The organism is Halobacillus sp. SY10 (assembly GCF_045401165.1).
GTDB classification, from domain to species: Bacteria; Bacillota; Bacilli; order Bacillales; family Halobacillaceae; genus Halobacillus; species Halobacillus aidingensis.
The window spans coordinates 773,538-789,722 of the sequence record NZ_CP174345.1; the positions used below are offsets into that span (position 1 = coordinate 773,538).

Below are 16,185 nucleotides of genomic sequence, written 5' to 3' on the forward strand. Positions count from 1 at the left end.
GAGAAGAAAATATCAAGGCCCAAGTGTAATTTTTTCCTTGTCAAAAGTTAGAAATAGTCATATACTACATTACAACACTAATGCACCCATTTAGAGAGAAGGCGATACATTGATTCTCGATACCGACGGCATGAAACCTATTTATATTCAAATTGCGGAATGGCTGGAAAGCGAAATCCTGCATGGGAATTTCCAAGTAGACGACAAGGTGTATTCGCAATATCAACTGGCCGATCTATATAACATCAACCCGGCAACAGCTGCCAAAGGTCTGACAAAGCTTGCAGAAGAAGGGACCCTTTATGACAAACGAGGACTCGGGAAGTTTGTCTCGACCCATGCAAAGCAGATCATTATCAATAAGCGAAAAAATCAGACGCTGAAAAACTTGGTCAATGACCTTGTCACGGAAGCCGGAAGACTGGAGCTTTCAGAAGAAGACACCATAAAGCTCATCAGGAATGCTTGGAAAGGGGAACAAGGATGAAGGCGATCAAATGTAAGGATTTGAATAAATGTTTTTACCGGAAAAACGCGTTGAACGATCTTTCTTTTTCTATCGAAGAAAATAAAATTGTTGGAGTAATCGGCAGGAATGGAGCAGGGAAAACGACACTGCTGAAGATCATCGCAGGGTTATTGAAGGAAAAGTCAGGAGTTATTGAAATTTATGGGAGAAGACCGTTCAATAATTTGTTTGTGTCTGCGAATACGATTTATATCGATGATGCCATGAACTTTCCGACGGCGCTCACTTTGAAAGAGATTCTTGAAGAGGGCAAGCGTTTTTACCACCATTGGGATCATAATTTAGCACTAAGATTGTTCGATTATTTCGAGTTCGATCCGAGGCAGCATCAAAACGAACTATCTAAAGGAAAGGAAAGTACGTTCAACATGATAGTCGGCCTTGCTTCAAGATCGCCGCTGACGATTTTTGATGAACCAACGACAGGAATGGATGCAGCAGTCCGAAAAGACTTTTATCGTGCGTTGCTGAAGGATTACTTGGCACATCCTAGAACAATCCTATTATCCACTCATCACTTAGAAGAAATGGAAGATCTGTTTGAAGAGGTGCTCCTGATTCATGAAGGTTCTTTAGCGCTGCAAATGTCGATGGATGACTTGAAGGAATATGGACTGGGCCTCACTGGAAAGAAAGATGTGGTGGACTCATTTCTAATAGAAAAAGAGATTCTATGGATAAAAGAGCAGGCGTTCGATACGTGCTATGTGGTAATAAAAAACGATCTTACAGAAAAGGAATATCAGCGCATGCAGGAGGCAGGAGTTCAAGTTACGCCAGTCAAAGCGAATGATCTATGTATCTACCTGACTGAATATCAGCATGGAAAGGGGAGTGTGGATGATGTCTTTGATCGAAGTGCAGACGTCTGAAGTCGTCAAAGCAGATCGGCTATAAGTGGAAGGCTTATACAGGCGTATTTACATCTCTTGTAGTCATCCAGCTCCTCGGGCTCTTGTTTTCTTTGAACGGATCCGGTTCGATGGGCAGCGGGAGAACAGGCTACGATGTGAACATCACCTATTACACCGCAGACATCGTTGTTGGTTTCACAATTTTTTGGGGCTTTTTGACGGCTTTTCTTTTAACGACGAAAGCGTATCGAGAAGATGATTTCGCATTTGTTACGAACAGGAAGACGAGTACACTCTCAACCATCGCTTTTCTGTTTATGATTTGTGTGATTGGTGCGCTGACCGCTTTGTTGTCCAGTTTTGCTTTGAAACTGTTTGCCTATTTTATATTGCCTGGAGAAGAAATGCTTCTTACCCAGGGAGTAGGTAATGTGAGTGCATGGCTGCTTGGGATGTTTGCGACCATTCTCATCGTTTTTCTGTTCAGCAGCTTAGGCTATTTGGCTGGAATGATTGTTCAGTTGAATAAAATGCTCGTCATTGTAATGCCGGTAGTCGTGGTAGGTTTGATGATTTTATTATCGCGAGGCGGATTTCAAATTCAGGTGTATTTCTTTGAATTCTTTTTTGAAGAAAACAATCCGTGGCTGTTCATTCTTAAGACGCTTTCTGCCACCACAATTTTCTATGTATTGTCTGTCCTCGTTTCCAATCGTTTGGAGGTGAAGCAATGATTGTGATAGCTTTCATGCCGATTATAATATTGCTTGCGACCATCATTGCTTTGAGCCTTCTCATAAAAAAAAGTTCCCGGTTCGGTTTTGGGAGAGGGAAGGCAGGACTCTGGATGCTCATCAGTTACTCTGTCCTGTTAGTCGGATCTACGGTTGTTTTTCTTGCGATTCCACTTGGGAGTATAGAACTGAAAGGACAAGAGAATGAGGAGAAAGAAGAACAAAAGTCTCAGAAATTCTATGAAGCAGTTCAAGAGGGGAAGTTAGATGAAATAGAAAAATGGCGCATCCATGAATGGTCGTTTCCTTTTGATAAAGAACAATTGATTCTTCAAGTATTAGAAAATGACGTGAACGGGATCAACATTTTTGTAGAGCGTACGGATGACCTAACAGAGACCGTGGAGGCTTTCTACTATCAGACACCGCTGATGATCAATGGGTATGAAGTGGAAGAAAAGTACATGCCCGCAGTGAGTATGGATATGACGACACTTTCTATTTATCCAGGGGAGAAATTGAACCTGAAATACAAAATGTTTGGTTCTGAGTTTCCTTTCCGATTGTTTGATAAAGAGAATGGATCGATGTGGGGAGATACAACGGTTTCGCATTGGAACGGAACCGCTCTTTATATTCGTGTTCCAGAAGGACTGGATGTAGTTGGTGATCAGAATGCTTATACAAAAGTGGATTCATCATAAAAAAAGGATGGAAGGTTAGCTTCCATTCTTTTTTATGACTTATTTCTTTTTCTTGACGCATCCACAGCCGCCTGCTCTTTTACGAGTTCATTTTCTTGCTGTTTGAGTGGTATTCGTCTTGGTTTTTTGTTGTAGTGTTCTTTGTCTTAAAGCTTCTTGATGCTTTCTGCTTCTCATGCTTCTTCTCCTTTCTTATATAGATCATAAGCAATCCCACCATAATGTTCTCTATTTGGGAGTAATGATAGTTATCTTGATAATCCTTCACCTTTTTCTTGTATTTGTCCAACTCCGCCTTAAAAGTAGAGAACCAAGAATTACAAGAGACCATGGAGCAATGGAATAAAGAAGAATCTGTCTTAAATAGAGAATTAACACGGAGGATTCAAGGATTTGAGGAACAAGTTAAGCGTTATGAGGAACAAGAGGAAAAATACAAGAGTGAGATCAATGATTGGCAAAATTGAGCCATCGAGTGGAGCAATAAAGAAAAAGAAGACTTTTCCAATCTCATAAAGATCTTTCCATGTTACAAAGAAGCTATGCGGAAATACAGCAAAAACTACAAATAGTAACGGAAGCTAGAACGGAAGCGGAAGAGACAACATTAAAAGAAAAATTAGCAGATACCGAGAAAAGCTATTCAAATGAAGTTAAGAAATTGGAGAATGAATGTGCACAGTTAAACGAGGACCTTGAGCAGAAAAAAGAAATGATCATCCAAGGACAACAAGATTTTTCTTTTCTACAAAATAATTTCAATAATGAGCGGACCGCGAGACTTAAAGAGCTGCAGAGGAAAAAGAGAGCCCAACAGGAATGTGAAGCAACAAGTAACCAATTGGAAGAGGCCAACCAAAAGCCTTCAAAAGCAGCGGAAAATTGGAAGGAGAGTAAGGAAGCGTTAGAAAGGAAGAATGATGAACTAGCTCAGCGTGCACAAGCATTTATGAAAGAATTAGAAGGTGTGAAAGAATCACTCGTTAAAGCGGGAGACGATTATTCAGAATTACAAACACCTATCAGAAAGAAAAAGCGCAGTTCGAAAAGGAAAGGCTGAATGAGAAAAAGGCTGCCGATAAAGAAGTGAATAAATGGAAAGAAGAGTGTTTTACCGCCAAGAAAGAAGTGAAAAGGTTACAAAAATCCCTTTCTGCTAATCTAGCGGAAACTAAACGCATGCGTACGCAAATAAATAAGCTTAATAGTGAGTCAGAAAAGCAGAGAAAAGAGAACGAAGCATTGAAAAAAGAGTTGGATGCTTTTCAGTCTCCTCCCTATTTAGAACAGATTGGAGAAGGGGAGTTTTTCTCTCAAATGGAGGAACACATGAGGTATATCTTTGGAGAAGAGATTTCACCCGCTGGAAATCAGGAAGGAAAGGTCGCCTTCATGAAAGTATTAGAAAAGAAATTGGAAGAACTGTCGACAAATCTTGAGGAAACAAATGAAGAGAAGGAGTAAAAAAGACGCCTGGATGGCGTTTTTTTTATGCTTTTCTAGATAAATAAAATGAGTCGATTTCACACAATTGGGCGTAAGCACATAAATTAGCTGTAGAGGTGGTGAGTATGAAAGATGGCCGAAGGGAATCTTTGATCGACCCTTTACAAATGGAAAAACAAGAATGGAAAAAGCGACAGATGCAGCATCGTGTGAAGCAGATACTGACCATATCATCGCCGATCTTCATTGTATTGCTGTGGGAGTTTTTATCACGAACGGGATTGATAGATGCCCGGTTCTTCCCGCCACCGACAGAAATCGTCGGAACGTTCTGGGCGATGGGGATGAGCGGAGAGCTGTTCCATCATATCGGGATTTCTTTGTTTCGTATTTTCGCAGGCTTTTTGCTCGGAGTCATACCGGCTATTGTGATTGGTCTTCTCATGGGGCTTTACGGTCCGATCCGGCATTTCCTGTCGCCTCTTATCATGGCGTTAATGCCGATTCCGACGCTTGCGCTTTTGCCTATTATCATCATTTTATTCGGTGTCGGAGAAGTTTCTAAAGTGGTGACGATTGCGGGGAGTGTGTTTTTCCCTGTCGTCATTAATACGGTAGCGGGTGTTGTGAACATCGACCGCATTTATTTGGATGTTGCGAAAAATTATGGAGCGGATTCGAAGCAGTTTTTCTTCAAAATCGCTTTACCGGGTTCGCTGCCCGTCATGCTTGAAGGGATTCAGATGGGGCAGGCGATTGCGCTTCTGACGATTGTCGCGGCGGAAATGATGGGAGCCAACTCAGGTATTGGGTATTTGATCTGGACGTCGTATAAAGCCTTTTTATTGAAAGAGATGTTTGTCGGGCTTGTGCTCATTTCGTTCTTCGGCTATTTGTTCTCGATCATTCTCCGGGGACTGCAAGCCAAACTGCTGCCATGGCGCTAACTGATGAAAGGAGCGACAGGGGATGGAGGCTAAAATATCGATTAAGGATTTAACGAAAGTTTTTTACAAAAAAGAGAGCCGAGTGACAGCACTTGAAGGGATCTCGCTTGATATTGCGGATGGGGAGTTTGTCTGTCTTGTCGGACCAAGTGGTTGTGGGAAGACGACGTTACTAAGGATTCTGGCTGATTTAGAAAAGCCGAGCGGGGGATCTTTTTCAATTGCGAAGAGCAAAAAAGAACGCCCGCTGCAGTCGATGGTTTTTCAGGAACGCGGGGTCATCCCGTGGTTGACCGTTGAAGGCAATGTCAGTTTTGGATTGAAGATGAGACATTTGCCTGCAGACGTGATCAAGGAGCGGACCTCCTATTACTTGAATAAGGTGGGGCTCGATAAATTCGCCAAGCTCTATCCGAAGGAGCTGTCCGGCGGGATGAAGCAGCGCGTCAGCATCGCGAGAGCGTTTGCGAACGATCCGGAAATTCTCCTCATGGATGAACCCTTTGCCGCATTGGATGAGCAGAATAAATTCATTTTGCAGGAAGAACTATTGAATATTTGGTCGGAGACGAAGAAAACGGTCTTATTTATCACCCATAGCATAGATGAAGCGCTCCTACTTAGCGATCGGATCCTGTTAATGAGCTCTCAGCCCGGCACCATCATTGATGAGAAGCGGATCGATCTGCCGAGGCCGAGGAATATGGAGCAAGTACGGGCGGATCCTTTGATGGCGGAACATTTTGTGGAGATTTGGAATCATCTTCAGGATGAAGTCCAGCGTTCGCGTAAATAGTGAAAGAAAGGGGATTGGAATCCCATGGTGAAAAAAGTATGTCATCTGTTTTCTTTTTTGTTCATCATCTTTGTGTTGTTCGGCTGTGCTTCTGGTGAGAATGGGGAAGACACGGGCAGTGTTGAAAATCCTGACGGTGACTTTGCTCCATTAGACAAGAAGACGACGGTTGTCATTGCCGAAGATGGAGCTGCCTCAGGAGCCGGGTTTTATATCGCTGAGGAAAAAGGCTATTTTGATGATTACAACATAGATATCAAGTTCACAACGTTCGCCAACAGTGACGACATGCTTCCAGCCTTGGCAGCGGGTGAAGTGGACATTGCCGGTGGCGTTTCCACGGCTTCCTTTTTCAATGCCATTGCCCAGGGCATTGATGTGAAAATTATTGCCGATAAAGGTCACTATTTTGATGGTAGCTCATATTTCAGCTTTGTCATTCGTGAAGATCTACAGGATGAAATCAAAGATTATAGCGACTTGAAAGGCAAGCGGATTGCTGTCTCGTCGAGAAACGCCGTGGATGATTATATCTTCCAGCGCATGCTTGAACACGCGGGACTGACCGAAGACGATGTAGAATTCGTCCTCATGTCTGACTTTGGGAACATGCTTGCTGCGATGGGCAACAAGTCGATAGATGCCGCTCTTCAAATCGAACCACTGATCACCCAGGGGGAAGCGCAGGATCTGCACGTTCGTTTCGGTGACGCCACAGATTTCGCTCCAGATGCACAAATAGCAATGGTGCTTGGATCACCTGATTTTATCGAAAAAGAAACCGACGTATCCGTACGCTTTATGGCGGCCTACCTGAAGGGTGTTCGTGATTATAATGATGCATTCCTTCACGATGAAGGCCTTGATGAAGTGATTGATATCATGACTAAGCATACGGCATTGAAAGACGCTGACGTGTGGAAAAAAGTAGGCGTAACCGGGCTCGACCCGAACGGGGAAATGTTTATCGATGATATTAAGAAACAATTCGAGATGTATGACGCGAACGGCGCCATCAGTGGAGATATTGATTTCAATGATGCAATCGACACCTCTTTGTCTGAAGAAGCGATGGAAGTCATCGGGCGTTATGATCGATAACACTTTTTCTGAAAAAACACTTGTCATCGGATGGTTTTTATTGTAAAGTAACCATTAACTCAATTGAATAATTCTTATCAAGAGAAGCAGAGGAACTGGTCCTGTGAAGCTTCAGCAACCACCAACATCGGTTGGCCGGTGCTAATTCCAGCAAGTGATGATCACTTGAGAGATAAGAAGGAATGAACGGATACGATTCAAGAGCCTTCTTATGTGAGAAGGCTCTTTTTTGTTTGCGGCCTTCTTGTGGATCAGGAACTTTTCTCGGGATAAAACCAACTATTCTGATGAGTTATATAAAAGGAGGTCAAATCATGACAAAACCATTGAGCAACGCTTTCGCACTTATCCCATTTGCGATCTTTATTTTACTTTTCATTGGATCAGGAATCATCACAGGGGATTTTTATAAAATGCCTGTACTTGTCGCCCTGTTCGTAGCGATTCTCGCCGCGTTAGCCATGAACCGTAAAACGGATTTCCAAACAAAAATATCCCAACTGACGAAAGGGGGAGGACACCCGAACATCATCTTAATGGTCATCATTTTCCTGCTTGCGGGGGCTTTTGCTGCCGTGGCATCCGGAATGGGCGCGGTTGAATCGACTGTCAATCTCGGCTTAACCTACCTGCCGGGCGGTTGGATGGTCGTCGGACTATTTGTCATCGGCTGCTTCATCTCGATTTCCATGGGAACATCTACGGGTACGGTTGTGGCTCTTGCCCCCATTGGTGTGGGTGTAGCAGAGCAGACAGACATCGGACTTGCCTTGGTGATGGGGGCGATTGTCAGTGGTGCGATGTTCGGGGACAACCTTTCTGTCATTTCGGATACGACCATTGCTGCTGTACGGACACAGGGGACGGAAATGAAAGAGAAGTTCAAAGCGAATTTCTTCATCGTTCTTCCCGCAGCCATTGTTACAGCTGTGATCTTTGGTGTGATGACGGCAAATGCCTCAGCTAGTCTGTCGGAGAACTACACGTACAACATTGTGGAAATCCTGCCCTATTTAGGTGTCCTTGGATTCGCGGTTGCTGGGGTGAACGTTATATTTGTTCTTATTGGAGGGATTGTTTTTGCCGGAGGAGTCGGACTTTTGCTCGGTAAATTTTCCGGCATGGAATTCGTTACCCTCGTAGGAGATGGATTTACGAATATGCAGACACTTGCCATGATTGCGATTTTGCTGGGCGGACTTGTAGAATTGATCCGGGCAAATGGAGGCATCGAATTTTTATTACAGACAGTCAGCAGGAAAGTGAACTCCAATCGCGGTGGGGAGCTTGGCATCGCAGGGATTGTGACGGCCGTCAACTTTTCTACAGCGAACAATACGATTTCCATCATTACAGCAGGGCCGCTGGCAAAACAAATTTCTGATGAATATGGGATTGAAGGACGGCGCTCAGCAAGTATTCTCGATATCTTTGCCAGTTCCGTTCAAGGAATCATTCCTTATGGTGGACAAATCCTGGCGGTAGCGGGTGTGGCGAGCATTTCTCCTGTCGCGATTGTTCCGTTTTGCATTTATCCGATGCTTACAGCCGTGGCCGGGCTTTTAGCCATTGCTCTCAGATATCCGAAATTCACTGTTGAAAAAGGAAAAAGAGAATTAAAAAACGCCTCTTAAGAGGGAAGGGCACCTGAATTGGGTGCCTCTTTTTATGTACTTTTTTTACGCTCATTTTAAAATAATCTGACATAATATTTTAAAATGAGTCGATTGGAATAGTAGGAAAGGTTTGGAAAATGGGGAGAAAGAGAACGATTAGGGCCTTAAGTGGTATAGACGACTATATCTATTTCCGTTACGCTTTTATTACAAAATGTAAACGTTTACAACAATATTTCTCCTGAACCGACTTTTTGAGGGCACTTGTTTTAGAAAAATGTTTTGCAAAAGGGTCTTTTTGGATAGGAAGGCACCTTTTACAAATAGATAAATCAAGGAGGAATGGCGAATGAGAATGGCGGGCAAATGGATGTTGATCTTTACACTGACCATTGGCATGATGCTGCCGTCGTGGTTGATGGGTACAAAGGTGGAAGCTGCCGAAGATGACGGATTATCGGATGTAATCATCTTTGAGAATGTACCGCAGGCAGATGCAACGATGGAAGGGAATGAGTTTACTCTTTCCGCACTGAACGTGTATGAAGACGGACATTTCACAAAGGTGAATGAAGGACTCGTTTGGAAATCGGAAAATTCAAACGTTGCCACTGTCGAGGATGACGGTACAGTCACTTTTACAGGGCAGCCGGGACGAGCGTGGGTAACGGTATCGAATGGCGATTTCGAAGATCGGATTGCGCTTGATTTTAAACCGGACCGCTCAACAAAAGGGAAACCGAATTTCAAACCGACCATTAAAAAGCAGGACGGTGATCGCTATGACCTCGTTCAACATGCACTTACCAACATGACGATGGAGGAAAAAGTTGGTCAGATGCTCATGCCTGACTTCAGGAAGTGGGAAGGAGAGAACGTTACGGAAATGCTTCCTGAAATTGAGGAGATGGTGCAGAAGTATCATCTTGGAGGAGTCATTTTATTTCGTGAAAACGTTGTGACAACGGAACAAACAGCGAAGCTTGTCTCCGATTATCAAGCGGCTTCTGAAAAATACGGACTGCTTATGACGATCGACCAGGAAGGCGGAATTGTGACACGTCTTCAATCAGGAACGGACATGCCTGGAAATATGGCCTTAGGTGCGACTCGTTCGGAAGAAATTGCTGAAAATGTAGGTTCAGTGATCGGAGCTGAACTTGAATCCCTCGGCATCAACATGAACTTTGCCCCCGTCATGGATGTGAACAATAATCCTGATAACCCTGTCATCGGCGTTCGTTCTTTTGGTGAAAATCCAGAGCTCGTCGGAAAAATGGGGGTAGCTTATACGAAAGGCCTGCAACAGCACGGAGTAGCTGCGACGGCGAAACACTTCCCGGGACATGGGGATACGGCGACAGATTCCCACCTTGGACTTCCTGAAGTTCCGTATGATCTGGAGCGTCTGAAGGAAGTTGAACTGTATCCGTTCCAACAGGCGATGGATGCTGGGATCGATGCGATTATGACCGCACATATCACGTTCCCTAAAATTGATGATACAAAAGTGATTTCCCAGAAAGATGGTACTGAAATTGCACTTCCAGCTACGCTTTCTAAGAAGGTACTTACAGGGCTGATGCGTGAGGAGATGAATTATGATGGAGTCGTCGTCACGGACGCTTTGAATATGAAAGCAATTGCTGACCATTTCGGACCGGTCGATGCCGTTATTCGTGCGATCAATGCCGGAACAGACATTGCGCTCATGCCTGTAGGTCTCGAGGAAGTGGCTGCAGGGGTCTATGAGGCTGTAGAGTCTGGGGAGATTCCAATGGCTACGATTGAAGATTCTGTGGAACGGATCCTTACATTGAAGTTGAACCGAGGGATCATTAAAGAAGAAACGCCGCAGCCGATTGATGAAAAAATCGCAGAAGCGGAAAAAGTTGTCGGATCAGAGGCACATAAAGCTGTTGAAAAAGAAGCGGCTGAGCGTTCGATTACGCTTGTGAAAAATGATGGGGTTCTGCCTTTAGACGCATCAGGTGATGAACAGGTAGTGGTGGTCGGAGACACATTCATTGGCGACCTTGCGGATGCAGTATCTGCCCACCATTCAAATACGACCTTGATCAGCACAGATAAAAGTGAATTGACAGCTGAGCAAAAACAGACGGTAGCTGAAGCGGACAAAGTCATTTTCGGAACGTACACGTACAACGTATATTCTCGTTCGGCGAACCATCCTCAAATGCAGTTGATGCAGGATGTGATGGCGAGCACAGATACAGAAGTGATCGGCGTCGGAATCCGAAACCCTTATGACGTTATGGCTTATCCAGGAGTGGATGCTTACATCGCACAGTACGGATTCAGAGATGCAAGCTTTGAAGCGACGGCCGCTACCATTTTCGGTGCAAACAATCCAACTGGACAACTGCCTGTGACGATTCCAGGTACAGATGGTGGCGTATTGTTTGAATATGGTACGGGGTTGAGCTACTAGAATAGGACTATTTTCAGGTAGAGGGGCTTCACGCCCTTCTTCATCATAATCAAAAGGGAGAGGATTATTTTGAAAAAATGGTTGATGCTTGGTGTCATTTTAATCATGACATGGTCGACGTTCTCGGTCGTTTTCGCTGATCATAATGGCAACCCTGGGAAACACAAAGGGCACGATAAAAAAGGAGAACCTTTCAAGCTTGGAGTGGAAGTTCTTTTAGATGAAGAAAAAGAATTGATTGAAGGCAAGAATGTGGGGCTGATTACAAACCCGACCGGAGTTGATCAAAACTTGAACAGCATCGTAGATCTGTTACACAACGATGAGGATGTCAACCTTACCGCGTTGTATGGCCCGGAACATGGGGTGAGAGGCAGTGCTCAGGCTGGAGAGTATGTGGATTTTTATATTGATGAAAAAACAGGAGTTCCTGTGTACAGTCTTTATGGGAAGACACGCAAACCGACCCCGGAAATGTTAGAAGACATCGATGTGTTATTGTTTGATATCCAGGATGTAGGCACACGTTTTTACACGTACATCTACACGATGGCTTATGCGATGGAAGCGGCTCAAGAAAATAACATTCCATTCATCGTGCTTGACCGCCCGAATCCACTGGGTGGAGAAAAGGTAGAAGGGCCTGTGCTAGATGAAGATTACAAGTCTTTCGTCGGAAACTACCCGATCCCACTTCGCCATGGAATGACGGTCGGAGAGCTTGCGAAGTTGTTCAATGAGGAATTTGAAATAGGTGCGGACTTAACGGTTGTGGAAATGCAAGGATGGAAACGTGGCATGGACTATGACGAGACAGATCTTGAATTCGTTGCACCTTCACCGAACATGCCGACCGTGGATACGGCTTTTGTTTATCCAGGAGCGGCTTTGATTGAAGGGACGAATGTGTCGGAAGGCCGCGGAACGACGAAACCATTCGAATTGATTGGGGCGCCTTTCATCAATAGTACAGATCTGGCGGCAGAGATGAACGCCTACAACTTACCAGGGGTAAGGTTCAGAGCAGCATCCTTTACACCATCCTTCTCGAAGCATGCAGGGGAATTGACGCATGGGGTGCAGATCCATGTGATCGACCGTGAAGAGTTCAATGCTGTTGAAACCGGCGTCTATCTCGTGAAGACCATTCATGACATGTATCCAGAAGACTTCGAGTTCCGTGCAGAAAACTCAGCAGGCGTTTCCTTCTTCGATCTTTTAGTCGGTAATGGATGGATTCGCGAAGCGATTGAAAACGGTGAATCCGTCGAAGACATGAAAAATCGTTGGGAAGATGAGCTCAAAGACTTTAACAAAGTAAGAAAGCACTACCTCCTTTATAAGAAGTAACATAAGATATGGGATAATTTTACACACCAGGTCATCCATAATATGGATGACCTGGTGTGTATATTTTTTCCAGTAAGCGGTAGTTGTTGAGTCATCGGTCTTAAGTGGATGCAAATTTGTTACAAGAAGGGGTATTTTATGATAAAATTTGTAAATATTCATACATATTTGACAAATAGAAAGTGAGGTAATTAGCATGGGTGCACAATCAATGTTAAGTGGGGCGTGGAGTCGCCTTTGGACGATGCACTACGAGGCGAAGAATTTATTGAGGTTTACAGTAACGGGAAATGGCGGCGGATCTTCGACGGTGACGCAGACGAACCAAAAGACGGAAGGGCATGACCCTGGCCCATCCTTTGATACGCGCCAGAAAGTAGGGCTTTTTCTAGGACCAATTTTGTTTGCGCTTACACTTCTATTTTTAGAAGCCGATGGACTATCGCAAAGTGCTGTCGCTGTTTTGGCGAGTACCATTTGGATTGCCACATGGTGGATCACAGAAGCGATTCCGATTCCTGCGACATCCCTTCTGCCGCTGATTCTTTTTCCTCTGACTGGAGGGCTGGGCGGTGGGACGACGGCTTCCTCCTATGGGGATAATACGATATTCCTGTTCATGGGTGGTTTCCTCATTGCCCTTGCGATGCAAAAGTGGAACTTGCATAAGCGGATGGCCTTGTTCATCATCGCATCCGTAGGGACAAGCACAGAACAAATCGTGCTTGGTTTCATGGTCGCAACGGGGACATTGTCGATGTGGATTTCCAATACAGCGACGGCAATGATGATGGTCCCGATCGGCATGGCGGTCATCTACCAAGCTTCTGAGCAGTTGAAGAAAAAAGGGGAAACGGTCGATCACGACAATTTCAATTTCGGAAAAGCTGTCATGCTTGGAGTCGCCTATAGTGCTTCCATTGGTGGACTTGCAACACTAATCGGAACACCTCCCAACACGATTTTCAAAGCTGTTGTTGAACAAACCTACGGAATCGAGATCAGCTTTGCTGGCTGGATGGCGTTCGGTGTTCCGCTTACGATTCTTTTTTTAGCGCTCGCATGGTTCTATTTAGTAAAAATTGCTTTCCCTATGAAAATTAAAGAACTGCCTGGTGGCAGAAAAGTCATCGGGGAAGAGAGACGTGCGCTCGGGGTCATGAGTGTAGAAGAAAAAATCGTCATGACCGTGTTCGCTGTGACAGCGGTGGCGTGGATTTCCCGATCATTTTTCCTCGTACACATCAATGAAAATATCAATGATACGATGATCGCGATGAGTGCTGCGATTCTTCTTTTTCTCATTCCTTCAAAAAATAAGAGAGGGGATTACCTTCTGGATTGGGACACAGCGAAAGGACTCCCGTGGGGAATCCTGCTTCTGTTTGGTGCGGGTCTTGCTATTGCCGCAGGATTTCAGGAAACAGGGCTTGCCGAATGGATTGGGACGCAGCTAACGATTTTAGAGGGCGTCAGTCTGATTTTGATCGTTGTCATCGTTGCAGCACTAGTCATCTTCTTAACGGAAATTACATCCAATACAGCTACAGCGACGATGATGTTTCCGATTATGGCTTCTTTAGCCAGTGCTATCTCGGTACACCCATACAGCCTGATGATTGCAGCGGGTGTAGCGGCAAGCTGTGCTTTCATGCTGCCTGTTGCAACCCCACCCAACGCCGTCGTTTTCGGGAGTGGCTATTTGAGAATTCCAGACATGGCCAAAGCCGGTCTTTGGCTGAATATTGCAGCCGTCATTTTGATCACAATCGCTATTTATTTCTACCTGCCATTCGTTTGGGGCATCGATCTAACAACATTTCCCGACCGTTTTAACTCATAACAGAGGATGATGGATATGGAAGCCGTACAAAAAAACAGACAACCCTATACGCCAAGACAAAGTGAATTTTGGCGCGTCACCATTGCCTTAATGTTGGCTTCCTTATCTATATTCTCAACGTTGTACGTTTTTCAACCATTGCTCCCTGTGTTCACAGACCAATTCCAAGTGTCGGCAACGGAATCCAGTTTACTCATGTCAGCATGTGTCATCGCCATGGTCGTCGGTCTATTCATTCTTGGGTTTTCTGCCGATCGATATGGCCGTGCTGCTGTCATGAAAGTTTCCTTGTTTATAACAGCAGGAACCCTCATCCTTTTACCGTTCACTCCGACATTCGGGTGGATGGTTGTAGTGAGATTTATCCAGGGGTTCTTTTTAGCTGGCATCCCTGCAGCGGCGATGGGATATTTAGGAGCAGAGGTCGCTCATAAACACTTGGGTCTGGCTATGACCTTATATATTTCCAGCAATGCCTTGGGAGGAATGGGAGGAAGAGTCGTAGGTGGTTACGTGACGGATATGTTTAACTGGCAGTCGACGTTATATATCTTTGCGGCCTTCGGACTGCTATCTGCTCTTCTATTTTTAGTCCTTTTTCCAAAAGAGCGCTTCTTCGAAAAAACAGATCAGGCCATCAGTGATGATTTGAAAGGGATGCTTGTCCACTTGAAAAGCCGTTCGATGCTCGTCTTGTTCATGATGGGGGTGCTGCTTCAAATCGTCTTTACCGCGATTTGGACTTATATCCCTTTTCATTTACAGGGTGATCCGTTCAACTGGTCCTTAAAATGGATTGCCTTTACATACTTTGCTTATGTTTTCGGAGTACTCGCGCCTCCACTTGCCGGCCGAGTTTCTGATGTGATTGGTTTGAAAAAAGTGATGTTCACTGGTGTGACCATACTCATCGTTGGTGCGGCTCTAACTGCGCTTCCATCTGGAACGTTTGTGCTCGTAGGACTGTCTCTCATTTGCATGGGATTCTTTGTCGCTCATTCCATGGCCGCTGCCCTTGTCAGCAAATCCGCCACCCACCATAAGAGTGGAGCGTCAGGTTTCTACTTGATCAGCTATTACTTAGGAGTAGCCATCGGCAGTACAGCCATCGGAACACTCTGGGAAAGCTACCAATGGACAGGAGTATTGAGTGTCACTCTTCTGCTCATAATTCTATTTATCTTCCTACCACTCTATAAAGACGAATGAGGTACCAGGTCATCCAGATTCTGGATGACCTGGTACACCTTTTTTTGGTAATTGTCCATGTTATAATCGAGGGAAAAGGTCATACTTTCGATGAGGAAGATAGAGATATGTGTGATTGATAGAAAGAGATATTTAAAGGAGAGAGTAGAATGGGGAAGACACCTCTCGTAAAAGGAAATCAGGTGGATAATCAGACACGCTGTGCCCATTATCACAGTGAGGTCGATATTATCGCCATCCGCTTCCATTGTTGTGGAGAATATTATGCTTGTTATTCCTGCCACCAGGAACTGGCGGACCATGAACCGTCGCGTTGGCCGAAGCGCTTGTGGGATGAGCTCGCTATTCTTTGTGGCAGCTGCAACCACGAGTTGACCATTCATGAATATATGAATTCGCCCCGATGTCCCGTGTGTGAGCATGAATTCAATGAAGGCTGCCGCCTGCATTATCCTCTATATTTTGAGATGTAACCGTCCATCTTCGTGGGCGGATTTTTCATATCTGCGGCAAGGAGTCAGGGGAAAGTGACTAATCTCAGACTTAAAGTGCCCTATCTGCGTTAATAGTGACCTAACTTGAAATCAAAGTGACTTAAACAAAA

The 16,185-nt window shown here is 44.7% G+C and carries 15 protein-coding genes and 1 riboswitch; all 15 genes read left to right on the forward strand.

Going from position 1 to position 16,185, the window contains the following annotated elements; all coding sequences use genetic code 11:
* Positions 1 to 109: 109 nt before the first annotated feature.
* The 15 genes from ACJA3J_RS03915 (at position 110) to ACJA3J_RS03985 (ending at position 16,054) form a co-directional block, all read left to right on the forward strand.
* Positions 110 to 487, forward strand: a complete 378-nt coding sequence (locus ACJA3J_RS03915; RefSeq protein ID WP_406945592.1) for a GntR family transcriptional regulator — start codon at positions 110 to 112, stop codon at positions 485 to 487.
* Entirely contained in the window at positions 484 to 1,401 is a 918-nt protein-coding gene (locus ACJA3J_RS03920) for an ATP-binding cassette domain-containing protein (RefSeq protein WP_406945593.1), read from the forward strand. The genes ACJA3J_RS03915 and ACJA3J_RS03920 overlap by 4 nt, the downstream gene beginning before the upstream one ends.
* A 137-nt stretch (positions 1,402 to 1,538) precedes the next feature.
* Complete coding sequence (locus ACJA3J_RS03925) at positions 1,539 to 2,117, forward strand: hypothetical protein (protein WP_406945594.1); 579 nt, start codon at positions 1,539 to 1,541, stop codon at positions 2,115 to 2,117.
* A complete protein-coding gene (locus tag ACJA3J_RS03930) occupies positions 2,114 to 2,821 on the forward strand; it encodes a hypothetical protein (protein WP_406945595.1) in 708 nt (235 codons plus the stop codon). Before ACJA3J_RS03925 ends, ACJA3J_RS03930 begins: the two co-directional genes overlap by 4 nt.
* Before the next feature lie 526 nt (positions 2,822 to 3,347).
* Positions 3,348 to 3,881 carry a hypothetical protein gene (locus ACJA3J_RS03935; protein WP_406945596.1) on the forward strand — a complete coding sequence of 178 codons (534 nt, stop codon included), beginning with the start codon at positions 3,348 to 3,350 and terminating at the stop codon, positions 3,879 to 3,881.
* A gap of 26 nt (positions 3,882 to 3,907) precedes the next feature.
* Positions 3,908 to 4,285 carry a hypothetical protein gene (locus ACJA3J_RS03940; protein WP_406945597.1) on the forward strand — a complete coding sequence of 126 codons (378 nt, stop codon included), beginning with the start codon at positions 3,908 to 3,910 and terminating at the stop codon, positions 4,283 to 4,285.
* Between the two features lie 107 nt (positions 4,286 to 4,392).
* Positions 4,393 to 5,214, forward strand: a complete 822-nt coding sequence (locus ACJA3J_RS03945) for an ABC transporter permease (protein WP_406945598.1) — start codon at positions 4,393 to 4,395, stop codon at positions 5,212 to 5,214.
* 22 nt (positions 5,215 to 5,236) lie between these two features.
* Entirely contained in the window at positions 5,237 to 6,010 is a 774-nt protein-coding gene (locus tag ACJA3J_RS03950) for an ABC transporter ATP-binding protein (RefSeq protein WP_406945599.1), read from the forward strand.
* 24 nt (positions 6,011 to 6,034) lie between these two features.
* Positions 6,035 to 7,111 carry an ABC transporter substrate-binding protein gene (locus ACJA3J_RS03955; RefSeq protein WP_406945600.1) on the forward strand — a complete coding sequence of 359 codons (1,077 nt, stop codon included), beginning with the start codon at positions 6,035 to 6,037 and terminating at the stop codon, positions 7,109 to 7,111.
* Between the two features lie 71 nt (positions 7,112 to 7,182).
* A riboswitch (SAM riboswitch) is annotated at positions 7,183 to 7,290 on the forward strand.
* A gap of 135 nt (positions 7,291 to 7,425) precedes the next feature.
* Entirely contained in the window at positions 7,426 to 8,745 is a 1,320-nt protein-coding gene (locus tag ACJA3J_RS03960) for a Na+/H+ antiporter NhaC family protein (protein WP_406945601.1), read from the forward strand.
* Between the two features lie 331 nt (positions 8,746 to 9,076).
* Positions 9,077 to 11,179, forward strand: a complete 2,103-nt coding sequence (locus ACJA3J_RS03965) for a glycoside hydrolase family 3 N-terminal domain-containing protein (RefSeq protein WP_406945602.1) — start codon at positions 9,077 to 9,079, stop codon at positions 11,177 to 11,179.
* 69 nt (positions 11,180 to 11,248) lie between these two features.
* Positions 11,249 to 12,529, forward strand: coding sequence for an exo-beta-N-acetylmuramidase NamZ domain-containing protein (locus ACJA3J_RS03970; protein ID WP_406945603.1), 1,281 nt, complete (start codon positions 11,249 to 11,251; stop codon positions 12,527 to 12,529).
* Between the two features lie 211 nt (positions 12,530 to 12,740).
* Entirely contained in the window at positions 12,741 to 14,372 is a 1,632-nt protein-coding gene (locus tag ACJA3J_RS03975; protein ID WP_406946269.1) for an SLC13 family permease, read from the forward strand.
* Positions 14,373 to 14,387: 15 nt separating this feature from the next.
* Complete coding sequence (locus ACJA3J_RS03980) at positions 14,388 to 15,581, forward strand: MFS transporter (protein WP_406945604.1); 1,194 nt, start codon at positions 14,388 to 14,390, stop codon at positions 15,579 to 15,581.
* Positions 15,582 to 15,730: 149 nt separating this feature from the next.
* Positions 15,731 to 16,054, forward strand: a complete 324-nt coding sequence (locus ACJA3J_RS03985) for a CHY zinc finger protein (RefSeq protein ID WP_406945605.1) — start codon at positions 15,731 to 15,733, stop codon at positions 16,052 to 16,054.
* Positions 16,055 to 16,185: the final 131 nt, after the last annotated feature.

What these genes read in the sequence shown, in the direction of transcription:
- ACJA3J_RS03930 (WP_406945595.1), top strand. Translation starts at nt 2,114, where the DNA reads ATGATTGTGATAGCTTTCATGCCGATTATAATATTGCTTGCGACCATC.
- ACJA3J_RS03980 (WP_406945604.1), top strand. Translation starts at nt 14,388, where the DNA reads ATGGAAGCCGTACAAAAAAACAGACAACCCTATACGCCAAGACAAAGT.
- ACJA3J_RS03975 (WP_406946269.1), top strand. Translation starts at nt 12,741, where the DNA reads ATGTTAAGTGGGGCGTGGAGTCGCCTTTGGACGATGCACTACGAGGCG.
- ACJA3J_RS03965 (WP_406945602.1), top strand. Translation starts at nt 9,077, where the DNA reads ATGAGAATGGCGGGCAAATGGATGTTGATCTTTACACTGACCATTGGC.
- ACJA3J_RS03985 (WP_406945605.1), top strand. Translation starts at nt 15,731, where the DNA reads ATGGGGAAGACACCTCTCGTAAAAGGAAATCAGGTGGATAATCAGACA.
- ACJA3J_RS03935 (WP_406945596.1), top strand. Translation starts at nt 3,348, where the DNA reads ATGTTACAAAGAAGCTATGCGGAAATACAGCAAAAACTACAAATAGTA.
- ACJA3J_RS03950 (WP_406945599.1), top strand. Translation starts at nt 5,237, where the DNA reads ATGGAGGCTAAAATATCGATTAAGGATTTAACGAAAGTTTTTTACAAA.
- ACJA3J_RS03945 (WP_406945598.1), top strand. Translation starts at nt 4,393, where the DNA reads ATGAAAGATGGCCGAAGGGAATCTTTGATCGACCCTTTACAAATGGAA.
- ACJA3J_RS03960 (WP_406945601.1), top strand. Translation starts at nt 7,426, where the DNA reads ATGACAAAACCATTGAGCAACGCTTTCGCACTTATCCCATTTGCGATC.
- ACJA3J_RS03920 (WP_406945593.1), top strand. Translation starts at nt 484, where the DNA reads ATGAAGGCGATCAAATGTAAGGATTTGAATAAATGTTTTTACCGGAAA.
- ACJA3J_RS03955 (WP_406945600.1), top strand. Translation starts at nt 6,035, where the DNA reads ATGGTGAAAAAAGTATGTCATCTGTTTTCTTTTTTGTTCATCATCTTT.